Origin of the sequence: Pelagibius sp. Alg239-R121 (genome assembly GCF_947331435.1) — a bacterium.
GTDB lineage: Bacteria > Pseudomonadota > Alphaproteobacteria > Kiloniellales > Kiloniellaceae > Denitrobaculum.
In genome coordinates this window covers 437,424-451,013 of record NZ_CAMZOF010000008.1, presented here as the reverse complement: position 1 = coordinate 451,013, position 13,590 = coordinate 437,424, and the positions used below count along the sequence as shown (strand labels likewise).

Annotated in this window: 14 protein-coding genes; 8 read left to right on the top strand and 6 right to left on the bottom strand. The window is 56.1% G+C overall.

Annotated features, from left to right (window positions below):
• The first annotated feature begins 15 nt into the window (after positions 1 to 15).
• The 5 genes from QMZ18_RS26370 to QMZ18_RS26350 all read left to right on the top strand — a co-directional run bounded on the left by QMZ18_RS26370 (position 16) and on the right by QMZ18_RS26350 (position 4,511).
• Complete coding sequence (locus tag QMZ18_RS26370; protein WP_282609363.1) at positions 16 to 636, top strand: NUDIX domain-containing protein; 621 nt, start codon at positions 16 to 18, stop codon at positions 634 to 636.
• Between the two features lie 114 nt (positions 637 to 750).
• The gene (locus QMZ18_RS26365; protein WP_282609362.1) at positions 751 to 1,758 is read left to right on the top strand and encodes a cysteine synthase A; all 1,008 of its coding nucleotides are present in this window, start codon (positions 751 to 753) and stop codon (positions 1,756 to 1,758) included.
• An 80-nt stretch (positions 1,759 to 1,838) separates the two neighbouring features.
• Complete coding sequence (locus QMZ18_RS26360; protein ID WP_282609361.1) at positions 1,839 to 2,546, top strand: alanyl-tRNA editing protein; 708 nt, start codon at positions 1,839 to 1,841, stop codon at positions 2,544 to 2,546.
• Positions 2,547 to 2,618: 72 nt separating this feature from the next.
• Positions 2,619 to 3,470 carry a 3-mercaptopyruvate sulfurtransferase gene (sseA, locus tag QMZ18_RS26355; RefSeq protein WP_282609360.1) on the top strand — a complete coding sequence of 284 codons (852 nt, stop codon included), beginning with the start codon at positions 2,619 to 2,621 and terminating at the stop codon, positions 3,468 to 3,470.
• A gap of 36 nt (positions 3,471 to 3,506) precedes the next feature.
• Positions 3,507 to 4,511 carry a GNAT family acetyltransferase gene (locus tag QMZ18_RS26350; RefSeq protein WP_282609359.1) on the top strand — a complete coding sequence of 335 codons (1,005 nt, stop codon included), beginning with the start codon at positions 3,507 to 3,509 and terminating at the stop codon, positions 4,509 to 4,511.
• A gap of 65 nt (positions 4,512 to 4,576) precedes the next feature.
• Here the strand turns inward: QMZ18_RS26350 and QMZ18_RS26345 are convergent, their stop codons facing one another.
• Positions 4,577 to 5,116, bottom strand: coding sequence for a cysteine hydrolase family protein (locus QMZ18_RS26345; protein WP_282609358.1), 540 nt, complete (start codon positions 5,114 to 5,116; stop codon positions 4,577 to 4,579).
• 94 nt (positions 5,117 to 5,210) lie between these two features.
• On the opposite strand from QMZ18_RS26345, the gene QMZ18_RS26340 reads away from it, so the two are divergent.
• Entirely contained in the window at positions 5,211 to 5,930 is a 720-nt protein-coding gene (locus tag QMZ18_RS26340) for a YafY family protein (RefSeq protein ID WP_282609357.1), read from the top strand.
• Between the two features lie 64 nt (positions 5,931 to 5,994).
• On the opposite strand, the gene QMZ18_RS26335 is transcribed toward QMZ18_RS26340, so the two are convergent.
• From QMZ18_RS26335 to QMZ18_RS26315, 5 genes are all read right to left on the bottom strand, one after another.
• Positions 5,995 to 7,017: a transporter substrate-binding domain-containing protein gene (locus tag QMZ18_RS26335; protein ID WP_282609356.1), complete on the bottom strand. Its 1,023-nt coding sequence runs from the start codon at positions 7,015 to 7,017 to the stop codon at positions 5,995 to 5,997.
• A 122-nt stretch (positions 7,018 to 7,139) separates the two neighbouring features.
• Positions 7,140 to 7,919 carry an amino acid ABC transporter ATP-binding protein gene (locus tag QMZ18_RS26330; RefSeq protein WP_282609355.1) on the bottom strand — a complete coding sequence of 260 codons (780 nt, stop codon included), beginning with the start codon at positions 7,917 to 7,919 and terminating at the stop codon, positions 7,140 to 7,142.
• Positions 7,920 to 7,928: 9 nt separating this feature from the next.
• Complete coding sequence (locus QMZ18_RS26325; RefSeq protein WP_322097305.1) at positions 7,929 to 9,071, bottom strand: amino acid ABC transporter permease; 1,143 nt, start codon at positions 9,069 to 9,071, stop codon at positions 7,929 to 7,931.
• A gap of 12 nt (positions 9,072 to 9,083) precedes the next feature.
• Positions 9,084 to 10,268 carry an amino acid ABC transporter permease gene (locus tag QMZ18_RS26320; protein WP_282609354.1) on the bottom strand — a complete coding sequence of 395 codons (1,185 nt, stop codon included), beginning with the start codon at positions 10,266 to 10,268 and terminating at the stop codon, positions 9,084 to 9,086.
• Between the two features lie 142 nt (positions 10,269 to 10,410).
• Positions 10,411 to 11,427 (bottom strand): amino acid ABC transporter substrate-binding protein, encoded by a 1,017-nt coding sequence (locus tag QMZ18_RS26315; protein WP_282609353.1) that lies wholly within the window; start codon positions 11,425 to 11,427, stop codon positions 10,411 to 10,413.
• Between the two features lie 499 nt (positions 11,428 to 11,926).
• On the opposite strand from QMZ18_RS26315, the gene metC reads away from it, so the two are divergent.
• Together metC and hisI are read left to right on the top strand one after the other, a co-directional pair.
• Positions 11,927 to 13,123 (top strand): cystathionine beta-lyase, encoded by a 1,197-nt coding sequence (gene metC / locus QMZ18_RS26310; protein ID WP_282609352.1) that lies wholly within the window; start codon positions 11,927 to 11,929, stop codon positions 13,121 to 13,123.
• A gap of 57 nt (positions 13,124 to 13,180) precedes the next feature.
• A complete protein-coding gene (gene hisI / locus QMZ18_RS26305) occupies positions 13,181 to 13,588 on the top strand; it encodes a phosphoribosyl-AMP cyclohydrolase (protein ID WP_282609351.1) in 408 nt (135 codons plus the stop codon).
• Positions 13,589 to 13,590: the final 2 nt, after the last annotated feature.

Below are 13,590 nucleotides of genomic sequence, written 5' to 3'. Positions count from 1 at the left end.
GAGACAGATTCACCCATGAATCAATCCGATCCGCTGGACGGACCCCAGCAAACCGAACTCCTCACAAAATCAACGCTGTTCAAGCGCTACTTTCAGCTCGACGAGTATGTCGTGCGTCACAGCCTCTTTGCCGGCGGCCTGTCCGAACCGATCACACGCGAGATATTTGAGCGCGGGCATGCAGCCGCCGTCGTCCCCTACGATCCCGAAGTCGACGCAATCGTATTTATCGAACAGTTCCGGATGGGAGCCTTTGCGGCGGACTTGTATCCCTGGCAGTACGAGTTTGTAGCCGGCATCATTGATGAGGGCGAAAGCCCGCCAGATGTTGTGCGCCGTGAAGCAGAGGAAGAAGCGGCCTGCAGAATAGAAGAGCTGGAATCAATTGGGAAATTTCTGGTCAGCCCAGGTGGCTCCTCGGAGACACTCTCGCTCTTTTGCGGCCGGGTTCGGAGCGCGACAATCGGCGGAATTCACGGTTTGAGTCATGAGGGAGAGGATATCCGAGCCTTCGTGTTACCCTACCAAGAGGCGCACGAATTGCTGCGTCAGGGACGTATTACCAACCTTTTCACCTTCGCCGCGCTGCAATGGTTGGTCTTGAATCGTGAGGAATTGCGCGCTAAGTGGCAGTGAAGACTTCACGCTTCGGTGACTGGCTTGTTCTTGAAACCGGTGTTGCCGAACCGTTAGTCTCCACAACGCGATCCCGACCCCTGTCGTCAACCTGCCCAACACGAAGAAGAGTCCATGAACGTCCGAAACGGATTTATCGACACAATTGGTAACACCCCGCTCATCCGATTGAACAAAGCGTCCGAGGAAACCGGATGCGAGATTTTGGGTAAGGCGGAATTCCTTAATCCGGGTGGATCGGTCAAGGATCGTGCGGCCTGGGCCATCATCAAGGATGCCGAAGCCAAGGGCCAGATCCGCCCTGGAGGCGTCATCGTCGAGGGAACGGCCGGCAATACCGGCATCGGTCTTGCGTTGGTTGCGCGTGCCCGCGGTTACCGCACGGTGATCGTCATCCCCGAGACGCAATCCGAAGAAAAGAAGAGCATGCTGAAGCTCTGCGGTGCAGATCTGCGCCAGGTGCCCGCCGTGCCATACAAAAACCCGGACAATTATGTCCATTTTTCGCGGCGCCTCGCAAAAGAATTGGCCGAGTCCGAGCCCAATGGCGCTATCTGGGCCAACCAATTCGATAATACGGCGAACCGCCAAGGGCATATAGAAACCACCGGTCCTGAAATCTGGGAGCAGACCGACGGCAAAGTCGATGGCTTCGTCTGTGCTGTCGGAACGGGTGGCACCCTGGCCGGCACGGGTATGGCTTTAAAGGAGCGTAACAAAGACATCGTCATTGCACTCTCCGACCCCATGGGCTCGGCCATCTACAATCACGTCAAGCATGGCGAGTTGAAGGCCGAAGGCAGTTCGATTACCGAGGGCATCGGCCAGGGCCGCATTACGGCCAACCTGGAGGGTGCGCCGATCGACGATGCCTTCCAAATCAGCGATCAGGAGGCCATGCCCATCGTCTTCGATCTCTTCGAAAACGAAGGCTTCTGTCTGGGAGGGTCGAGTGGCATCAATGTCGCCGGTGCTATCCGCCTGGCCAAGCAGATGGGCCCCGGTCACGTTATTACCACCGTGCTTTGCGATTACGGAACCCGCTATCAGAGCAAGATGTTCAACCCCGCTTTCCTGCGGGAAAAAGACTTGCCGGTTCCGGCTTGGCTTGAGGCTATTTAGGCACCTTAGAAACCTGTTCACGCTCGAGCCAGTAACGACCGCTTTTCTAAAACTGTTGAAACGACACCTTGGGGACGACGATGGAACTTCTCTTTCGCGAAGACGCTTACCTGAAAGACTGTGAAGCCACCGTCGTATCCGTCGGCGAAGAGGGCGTGCGGCTGGATCGCACAGTGTTTTATCCGATGGGCGGTGGCCAACCGGGCGATAGCGGACGCCTGAAAACAGCGTCGGGAGAAGAGATCCGCGTCGTCGATGCCCGCAAAGGCGAAAACCACGAAGACGTTGTCCATATCCTGGAGCCTGATGCTGTATCCCCTGAGATTGGAAGCAAAGTCACGGCTGAGGTCGACTGGGACCGCCGATATCGCCTGATGCGGATGCACTCCTGTCTTCACCTCCTCTGCGCCGTAGTTACAGGTGATGTGACCGGCGGTCAGATCGGCGAGGAAAAGAGCCGGCTGGATTTCAATCTGCCTGACACGCAACTCGATAAAGAGGCACTTGCGTCGGAGCTCAACCGGCTGATCACGGAAAATCACTCCGTTGCAGAACGCTGGATCACCGATGAAGAGCTGGCCGCCAGCCCCGATCTGGTGCGGACCATGTCGGTCAAGCCACCCAGTGGTTCGGGAAAGGTGCGTCTGTTGGACATCGCCGGCGTCGATCTTCAGCCTTGTGGCGGCACGCACATTCGAGAGACCGGCGAAATAGGTCGTGTGCGTATCGGAAAAATCGAGAATAAAGGACGCCAGAACCGTCGGATCAATATTCACTTCGACGGCTGAAGGTGTCATGGTTTGCCATGACTGAGGCGCGCGGCTTCGGCAATTTCTGATTCCGGTAAAAAGGCAGTCTTCATGCCCGACGCAAACATTTCTTCCCTGGTCAGCACTGAATGGCTGGCGGAACACATCGAAGCGCCCGATGTCCGGGTCGTCGACGCCAGTTACTATCTACCGCATGAGGGACTGAACCCGCGTGCTGAGTATGATGACCAACACATTCCGGGTGCCGTATTCTTCGATATTGACGAGATCGCGGATACATCGAACAGTCTTCCACACATGTTGCCGCCACCCGAGAAGTTTGCTTCCCGCGTGCGGCGTCTTGGCCTAGGCGACGGCAATAGAATCGTCGTCTACGATCAGCGCGGCATTATGTCGGCCCCTCGGGTCTGGTGGACCTTCAAAATATTTGGGCATGACGACGTTGCCGTGCTTGATGGCGGGCTGCCGAAATGGCGCCACGAGGGCCGCCCTCTGTCCGACTTTCCGCCGACACCTGCCGAACGCCATTTCACACCGCGATTCAATACTTTCTTGGTGCGCGAAAAAGACCAATTGATGAGCAATCTTTCGAGCAAGCGTGAGCAGGTGCTGGATGCCCGCTCCCGGGAACGATTTGCCGGAACTGCGGCAGAACCGCGTCCGGGTCTGCGGTCGGGCCACATCCCAGAGAGCCTCAATCTGCCGTTCACGGATTTAATCGAGTCGTCGACGCAAACCTTTAAGCCCGTTGAGCAGATTGCTTCTCTGCTTGCGGAGTCAGGGGTCGATCCAAAGCGGCCGGTCATAACGACCTGTGGCTCGGGCATAACTGCCGCAGTCTTGGCGCTGGCGTTGGAGATGACCGGCCATCGCGATTATTCCGTGTACGACGGTTCCTGGTCCGAGTGGGGTCTTGCAGGTGAGACCCCCGTCGACGCTTAATAAGACCGTCTAGAATTAAGTCAGCGGAACCTTATCTTGACCGGCGAATCTAATCTCAAGCTCCGCCCCTATGCTGCCGCCGACCGAGATGACGTCGTTGCGGTCTGGAAGCAATGCGGTCTTCTGGTCTGGTACAACGATCCGGATCAAGATATCGCGCGCTGGCTGGAAAACCCCTCCTCCGAGATCATCGTCGGTGTGCTCGATGATCAAATCGTGGCAACTGTTTGCGTTGGCTATGACGGTCATCGCGGGCGAATGAACTACCTCGCCTGTCTCCCGGAACATCGAGGTCGCGGATTTGCATCCTGCATGGCCTCCGCTGCCGAGGAATGGCTGCGCGAACGCAAGGTTCCCAAGGTCGAACTGTTGATCCGCGAGACGAATTTGGGCGTCAAAAAATTCTATCGGCGGATCGGATACCATCGCAATACCTGCCACATCATGCAGCGTTGGCTGGTGGACGGCATGAAGCCACCTGGCAACGAGGCAACGACCGCTGAGGGCAAGCTCGAAAACGTCATTACCTATCTCGAAATGAATGAACGCCCGGTCCAGCCAGTTCCCTCAGTGACCGGAGAACGCAAAGTCGCCCTGCTGAGGTGCGAACGGCCGCCACTCGCCTTCTATCGATTTCTCTATGATACCATCGGCGAGCCCTGTCTCTGGTGGGAGCGCCGGAGCATGGACGACGAAACTCTGTCGGAGATCATTCACGACTCCAAGGTCGAGATTTATGTTCTCTACGTTGATGGAGCACCGGCCGGCTATGCTGAGCTCGACCGCCGATTGGGCAATGATATCGAATTGGCTTACTTCGGTCTGATGCCGGACTTTATCGGACAGGGCCTGGGATCATACCTCCTGACTTCTGCAATCGATATCGCCTGGAGTTACAGTCCCGACCGGCTGCATCTACATACCAATACCCTGGATCATCCCAGAGCCTTACCGGTTTATCAGCGTTGTGGTTTCAAGCCTTATAAGCAGGAAAAGACCCTCATCGACGACCCTCGTCTGACAGGCCGGTTTCCCGCCTGAACATGGCGTGCGCCATGGGCTGGAGAAAGCCTCCTGACATAATGCTGTCAGGAGGCTTATGCTATTCAGGTAACATGGATATCGGAACTTGGACGAACTTCTGCCGGGCCGGCTGGTGAAATGAAGTCGGCCCAAGTCGCGTTGTGGTGCGTGATGATCTCTTTTGCGGATAGATGCGCCCGGTCCGCGGTCGTATGCGCGTCTGCCGGCACGGTGGTCCGGTAACCGCGCGCCAGTGCGCTTCGGATCGTTGTATCGACGCAGAACTCGGTGGCGCAACCGGTGACTATGAGGTGTTCGATGGAGCTGGAACTGAGGCTGCCCTGCAGATTAGTCGTCAGGAAGGAATCGCAAGACCCCTTTCTGACGAAGCGGTCGTTTGGCCGTACCTCCAATTCAGGAAGCAAATGCCAACCAGAGGCATCCGGATGATGGGGGTCTCCCTCCGGTCCATCGTGCTGCACGAAGATAACGATACCCTTCCCGGCCCGGACCCTGGCGGCGAGTGCATTGATCCTGAGAACGACACCGTCAGAATCGTATCGCGGTGTCTCCGAAGTAAAAGACCCTTGCTGCATATCGATGATGATTAAGGCGTTCGACATGATGATGAACCGGTCCTTCTCGAAAAACGTTCTGAGTTCCCTGCGCCGGCAGATTAAACATTTGTCTGGCAGCTGTCGTGGGAGGAGTTGACGAATGCGGCGTGCCGACCGCTTATTTGACATCATTCAGATCCTGCGCTCTGCGGACAAGCCGGTCACGGCCGATCAGATTGCCGCGCGCCTGGAAGTCACTTCCCGAACCATTTATCGCGACATCGTCACCCTGCAGGCCAGTAGGGTTCCGATAGAGGGTGAGGCCGGGGTCGGCTACATCCTGCGGGCCGGATTCGATCTGCCTCCGCTTATGTTTACCTCCGATGAGACCGAAGCTCTATTAGTGGGCATGAGCATGCTGCGGCGTACAAGTGACCGGGGGCTTCATAGCGCTGCGGATTCCATCATCGCAAAAGTCGAAGCAGTTTTACCGAGTGATCGCAAAGCCCCTATTGCCACACGGCCCTTTTATGTCTGCGACTACGGGGCCGAGCCATCGCCTCTGATCGATCTCGCGGAGATACGCAAGACCATCAGAGACAGCAAAAAGCTCAATATCGACTACCAGGATGTCGAAGGCCGGCTTACCACACGTACGATCTGGCCAATTGCAGTCGCCTATTACGTTGAAGTCGAACTGGTTTGCGCCTGGTGTGAGCTACGTCAGGATTTTCGGCACTTCCGAGTCGATCGCATCAGAAGGCTCGCTTTTCTGGAGGAGAGCTTTGCAAACAGCGGCCGTCATCTGGTCGATGAGTGGATGGCGGCGACCAGCGGACGCACGGATCGGCCCGGTCAGGAACAACGTGGACGGGAGTGAGCCTGCCCGGTGTTAATCGGCCACACGTGATCTTTAGAGTTTATGCAGATTCGGAGCACTGCCGTTACTGGAACGGCGGCGCGCGCATCAGGCCACCGTCAATCCAGAGTGCGTTGGGGCCCCTCTCCAGCGCGGTCGGCAGACCGGCGCCAAAATGGCGTTCGTAAAGCTCGTCATAATTCCCTACCGTCTCGATGATCTTGTAGGCCCAAAGAGGTTGCAATCCCAGTTGCTCACCGAAATTGCCTTCGAACCCGAGGAGTCGCTTTACGGCCGGATCTTTTGCCGAAGACGCGATTGAAGCGAGGTTATTGCTGGAAACCTGTTTTTCTTCGGCAACGATCATTGCGAACACGCCCCAGCGAACCACATTCAGCCACGCACGGTCGTTGCTCAGTGTCACCGGACCGAGCAGGCGTTTGGAAAGAAGCTCCGGAAGGATTTCATACCGCTCCGCGCCATCCGGCTCGCTACTACGCAGGCTGGCTAGAGCAAGGCGTCCGGCAAGTAATGCATCGCAGTCGCCCTCCTTCAAACGATCCATCGCTTCCGGCATGGAACCGGCATCACTTGTCGTGGTATTCATGCGGTTTTCCGACGCGAAGGCGTCGATACGGCCCTTCGCCTCTTCATCGCCGCTGAAGCAGACGTTCCTGCCGTCAAGCTCCAGAGCATTGGAGAACGCATCCGCCCGCCGTACCATCAGAGCGAGACTGTCTACAAAGGCGTTTCCCGCAAAACTGACATCGCGCCGGCCAAAAAGGGCATCCTCATTCAGAGCAAGGACATCGATCGTTCCGTCGGTCAGGGCCGAAAGCCCTTCTTCGCCCTCAATTTCAATGAAAGAGACCTGATCGCCGTTCCCAAAGAGAGCTGCTGACCAGCTCCGGCACAGATCTATTTCAAACCCCTGCCATTCGGCTTGGTCGTTTTTAACAGCCAAGCCAGGCCGATCTGAATGAACCCCGCATCTGATGGTGCCGCTGTCGCGGATTGCGTCAAATGCTTCGCCAGCGCGCGCAAGCGGCGACAATGAGAAAATGAGCGCCAGGAAGACGTTCAGAAAAAGACCAGTAGCATTGGGCATAACACAGACAAGCCGATTAGCGGAACCGGGGAACAGCACGCAGTTTTCCGCGGCCCGTCGCATTTCATGAAGGCGCAAAGAGAAAGGGCGCAACCAAATGATTGCGCCCTTTTTGTGGTCTCTTAGTGAGCCAGGATCTGGCTGAGGAACTTTTGTGTCCGCTCGGACTGCGGATTGTTGAAGAATTCCTCCGGCTCGTTCTGTTCGATGATCTCACCGCCATCCATAAAGATGACTCGATTGGCCACTTTGCGCGCGAAACCCATTTCATGAGTCACGCAGATCATGGTCATACCGGTCTCTGCCAGATTGACCATCACCTCAAGCACTTCGGCGATCATCTCCGGGTCGAGCGCCGACGTCGGCTCATCGAACAGCATGATGCGCGGGTTCATACAGAGCGAACGCGCAATGGCGACGCGCTGTTGCTGACCACCGGACAGCTGACCCGGGTACTTGTTGGCTTGTTCGGGAATCCGCACCTTCTCCAAAAACTCCATGGCAGTCTCTTCCGCCTCGGCTTTCGGAACTTTACGGACCCAGATGGGAGCCAGAGTACAGTTCTCAAGAACGGTGAGATGTGGGAAAAGATTGAAGTGCTGAAAGCACATGCCCACTTCCCGCCGGATCGCATCAATATTTTTGAGATTCCCGGTCAACTCGATGTCGTCGACGATGATCTGTCCCTGCTGGTGTTCCTCCAGCCGGTTGATACAACGGATCATGGTCGATTTGCCCGATCCGGAAGGACCGCAGACAACAATGCGTTCGCCGCGACGAACAGTCAGATTGATGTCTTTCAGGACGTGGAACTGACCGTACCACTTGTGCATCCCGATGATTTGGATGGCAACTTCGTCGGAAATCTCGGGCACCGACGCCGTCTGAGCAGCTTCAGACATAAACTTCTCCTATCGCTTGTGACCGGTATGCAGCTTGGCTTCAAGCCAAATGCTGTACCGGGACATGCCGAAACAGAATATCCAATAGATAACCGCCACGAAGGCATAGGACTCGTGGATGAGTCCGATCCAGTTGGCGTCGGTCACAACGGTCTTGGCGATCCCAAGCAGATCGAACAAGCCGATGATCAGAACCAGTGAGGTATCCTTGAACAGACCGATGAAGGTATTCACGATCCCCGGAATAACGATGCGCAGAGCCTGGGGCAGAATGATGAAGTACATCATCTTCCAGAAACTCAAACCCATCGCGGCCGCGGCTTCGTACTGGCCCTTCGGGATGGCCTGCAGCCCGCCTCTGATGACCTCAGCCATATAGGCTGCGGAAAACAGAGACACGCCGATCAGGCACCGTAAAAGCTTGTCGAAGTTCACGCCTTCCGGAAGGAACAGCGGCACCATCACCGACGACATAAAGAGAATCGTGATCAGCGGCACGCCACGCACGAATTCGATAAAGGTGACGCACATGGTTCGTACGACCGGCATGTTCGACCGCCTGCCGAGTGCCAGTGCAATACCAATGGGCAGAGACGCTACGATGCCGGTTACGCCGATTACCATCGTGAGCAGCAGGCCGCCCCACTGTGGCGTTTCCACGGTCGGCAGTATCGCCTCTGGAGACCCGCTGGTCCCGCTGAGAAGGAAGAACCCGGTGACCGGTAGCAGGATTGTGTTGGCGAACAGCAGTTTCCGGAAGGGAATCTTGTCGAACAACACCGGCAGGATTGCCAAAAGAAGAATGAAGCCCGCTACATAGACGCGCCAAAGCTCTTCATCGGGATAGAAACCGTAGAGGAACTGTTTGCCGCGAACGTCAATGAGTGCCCAACAGGCTCCTGCTGCCGTACAGTCCGTCCTCGAAGCGCCTTCAAAATCTGCATTGAAGAATGCCCATCCCAGGATCGGCGGAATAGCTGCGTAAAGCAGATAAATCGCCAATATCGTCAGGATCGAGTTCGGAATGCTGGAGAACAAGTTGTTCCGCAACCACCCGACAAAACCGACGGTTCCCGGCGGTGGAGGCATGTCCGGGTGCTGTCCCGGAGGATAATGCTGCCCTGGGGCGTTGCCTTGAGTCATATCGCTCATCTTCCCGCCCCCTTATCGCTCAACCAGCGCAATGCGCTTGTTGTAATAATTCATCATCATTGAGATCAGCAGACTGATACTCAAATAGACCAGCATAGTGATCATGATGACCTCGATAGCCTGCCCCGTCTGGTTCAACGAGGTTCCGCCAAAGGTCGCAACCAGGTCCGGATAGCCGATCGCAATGGCCAGGGACGAGTTTTTCGTCAAGTTCAGATACTGACTGGTCAGAGGCGGAACGATAACCCGGAGAGCCTGAGGCAGGATGATCATGCGCGTCGTCCAGCTTGGCTTGAGGCCAAGTGAAAAGGCAGCCTCCGATTGGCCATGACTAACGGCCTGGATGCCAGCGCGAACAATCTCCGCAATGAATGCGGCCGTATAGACCGTCAAAGCAAACCACAAGGCGACAAACTCAGGTCGAAGGACCATCCCCCCTTTGAAGTTAAAGCCCTTCAATTCGGGGTATTCGAAGGTCACTGGAAACCCGGTTACGATTGCGGCGAGCAGTGGCAATCCGATAATCAATCCCACGGATGTCAGGAAAACCGGGAAAATCTGCCCGGTCGCTTCTTGGCGCTTTTTTGCCATTCTGGACATGATCGGGACGATGATCAGCGCGACGAGTAACGCAATCAAGATCAGGCCGAAACCGTCACCGGTCAGCGGCTCAGGCATGTAGAGCCCGCGCTTGTTCAGAAATATGGAGTCATTCAAGAAGATTATACTCTTCTTGGGATGCGGCAGTGTGATCAGAACCGCGTACCAAAACAAAATCTGCAACAACAAGGGTATGTTGCGCACGACTTCGACATAGCAGTAGACCAGCTTGCTCACGAGCCAGTTCTTTGACAGCCGCAGCACACCGAGAATGACGCCGAGAATTGTCGCTGCAAAAATGCCTGTGGCAGCAACGGAAAGTGTGTTCAGAAGACCGACGAAGAAAACGCGACCGTGCGTATCCGTGGCGGTGTAGGGAATGAGCGACATGGCTACGTCGTAGCCTGCCGGAGCATTCAGAAAATCGAACCCGGTTGAGATCCCGAGGGCCTCAAGGTTTCGCGCCGTGTTAGTGCCGATGTATACGAAAAATACGACAACCAGAAAGAATGCCAATCCTTGGAAAAGGATTGCCCTCGTTCGCTGATCGCTCAGGAATGAGCCCCGTTTCGGGCCATCTACTGTCTGTGTAGCCATGCCGCCCCCTGCTGGCTTACCTAACGCCGCTCGGTTCCCTGTTAAGACCCACAGCGTTAGTATCTGAAAACGACCTGAAGCACGCCAAGCAAAGAGCCTGGCGTGCTTTTCAGATCACTTTAAGCAGTTTTAGTCTGCCTTATTAGCGCATCGGCGGGGCATAGAGGATGCCGCCGTCGGTCCACAGGGCGTTCAGGCCGCGTTCCAGAGCCAAAGGCGTTGTCGTGCCGAGGTTACGCTCGTACGATTCGCCGTAGTTACCGACCTGCATGACAATGTTTTTCGCCCAATCAGCCGACAAGCCGAGCTGAGCACCCATGTCGCCTTCCGCACCCAGCAGGCGCAGAACTTCCGGGTTCTTGGACGTGGAAGCCATGTCCGCAGCATTTCCTGCAGTCACACCGAGCTCTTCCGCAACGATCATGGCATTCAGGGTCCAGCGAGCGATGTCGCCCCACTGATTGTCGCCGTGACGTACCAGCGGGCCAAGCGGCTCCTTCGAAATGATCTCGGGAAGGAGAATATGCTCGCTCGGGTCAGCCATGGTTGAACGCTGTGCGGCCAAACCGGAGGCATCTGTGGTGTACACGTCGCAACGCTCTTCTTCATAAACGCCGCGGCCTTCGGCGGAAGTCTCGATGACAACCGACTCATAGCTCATGCCGTTGGAACGGAAGTAATCAGCCAGGTTAAGCTCGGTGGTCGTGCCGGTCTGGATACAGACCGAAGCGCCGTCGAGTTCCTTAGCACTGGTTACGCCCAGGCTCTTACGAACCATGAAACCCTGACCGTCGTAGTAGTTAACGCCAACAAACTCAAAACCGAGGTTGACGTCACGTGAGAAGGTCCAGGTCGTGTTCCGAGCCAGTACGTCGATTTCGCCTGACTGCAGTGCAGTGAAACGCTCTTTAGAGGTCGTCGGTGTGTACTTCACCTTGGCTGCATCGCCGAAAATGGCCGCAGCCATAGCCCGGCAGAAGTCCACGTCGAAACCAGCCCATTGGCCCTGATCGTTAGGAGCCGCAAAACCGGCAAGACCGGTGGTGACGCCGCATTGTACGAAGCCCTTGGCTTTAATGTCGTCGAGCGTACCCGCCGATGCACCAGTGGACAACGCTGTTACCGCCGCGGCGGCGAAGAGAAACTTTCCAAGCTTCATTGGTAGGATCTTCCCTGCTGTTCAATTCAGATATCTTGTTGTTTTTGTGTGATAGAGCTGTGTTCACGCCGTTCGCTATTTAATGACCTTCTACGGGTCGCCGTGCGACAGCACATCACGGACAAACCATGTCCCATCAGGACGGGAAACGCAACAGGGCTAAACCCCCGAGATGCAAATTGTTACCGGACAATGGCAGTAAATATCTGAGCTAAAAGGAAAAAAATGCAGATGAATACTAAATAACGGTTGCGACCCGCCATTGCCTAATCCCCCAAAAAGCGAATTTGGAGCCGGTGTATGTTACAGCCGCCGGACACCCCTTCGTCCAAATAACCACTGCGATCCAACCGGCAGTAGCTGTAAGACTTAATTCGAACAAACCAAGGGCTGGCAACCGCAGCGTCAGCCTGTCATAACCATAAAGCTCCTGGTCTTTGAGCAACTTGCCGGGATGCTGTTATCAATCGCTGTAATTGTAATTGACGGACCCTTGCGCATGTCCACTCGCCCCCGGAAACCAGACACTCAGCTTGCCCATCTCGGCCGCGATCCTAAATCCCAGCATGGCGCGGTTAATCCGCCGGTCTATCATGCCTCGACAATCCTCTACAAAGATGTAGAGAGCCTGCGTGCGGCAAAATCGATCCGGATGCGTAAAGACGCCGTCACCTACGGTCGTGCGGGGACTCCGATCACCTTTGCCTTACAGGATTCGGTGGCTGAACTCGAAGGCGGATACGGCGCGATCGCCGTCTCTTCGGGGCTGGCCGCAGTAACCGCCAGTATAATGGCTTTGGTTCAGGCAGGCGATCACGTCCTTATGACCGATTCGGTTTATGGGCCAGCGCGCGCTTTTTGCGATTCCACCCTGGCGCGTTTCGGTGTCGAGACAACCTATTATGATCCTTTGATCGGAGGTGGTATCGCGTCGCTTATCCGTGAAAACACCCGGATCGTCTTCACGGAATCGCCCGGTTCGCAAACCTTTGAAGTTCAGGATATTCCCGCGATCGCCGAAGCTGCCCATGCGGCCGGCGTGGCCGTCCTGATGGATAACACCTGGGGAACACCGCTGTACTGTAAGCCTTTTGAGCTGGGCGTGGACGTTTCGATCCATGCCGGCACGAAGTACATCGTCGGCCATTCCGACGCGATGCTCGGTATGATCGTGACCAGCGAAGCCTACTATGAAACAGTCCGCCGCTGCGTGATGTCGTTGGGCCACAGTGCGGCGCCGGATGACGTTTACCTGGGGCTCCGCGGCTTCAGGACTCTGTCGGTGCGCCTTGAACGCCATCACCGGACCGGCGTGGCGCTGGCGTCATGGCTGCAACAGCGCCCTGAAGTCGCGCGGGTCATGCACCCTGCCCTGCCGGATGATCCCGGTCATGCGATCTGGAAGCGCGATTTCGGCGGCGCTTGCGGGCTCTTCGGACTTGTGCTCCATCCGGTTGCCCAGCAGGCTCTGGACGAGATGCTCGATCATCTTGAACTCTATGGTATGGGATACAGTTGGGGTGGCTTCGAAAGCTTGATTATCCCGACCGACCCACAGTCGATTCGAACGGCAACCGAATGGACCGATCCGGGACCATCATTGCGGATTCACGCCGGCCTGGAAGATATCGACGATCTGATCGCAGACCTTGAGGCTGGATTTAGCCGCCTCAATCGCGCAATGGCTGCAGAATAAGCCAAGGCAGTAATCCATCGTAAATTTCTAGATCTCTACGAGGCGAGCCATCCAGCTATGACCGATACTCATGCCCTCCCTGCCGCCCTCGAAGGGAAAGTCACCTTCAACAGCAGCGGACTGGTGGCCGCAATTGCCCAACAACATGACACCGGGGAAGTCCTGATGATGGCCTGGATGAACCAGGACGCTTTGGCCGAAACCGTTGCGACCGGACAGGTATGCTACTGGTCACGTTCCCGCCAAAGTCTCTGGCGTAAAGGCGAGAGCTCGGGCCAGGTCCAAAGATTGGTCGAACTGACAGTCGATTGCGACGGTGATACTCTGCTTCTGAAGGTCGATCAGTTGGGCGTCGCCTGTCACACGGGTAGACGAAGCTGTTTTTACCGTTCTTTATCTTCATCGGGCAGGTTGGAAGACAGAATGCCCGTGCTGAAGGATCCTAAAGATCTCTATGGGAAATAGGT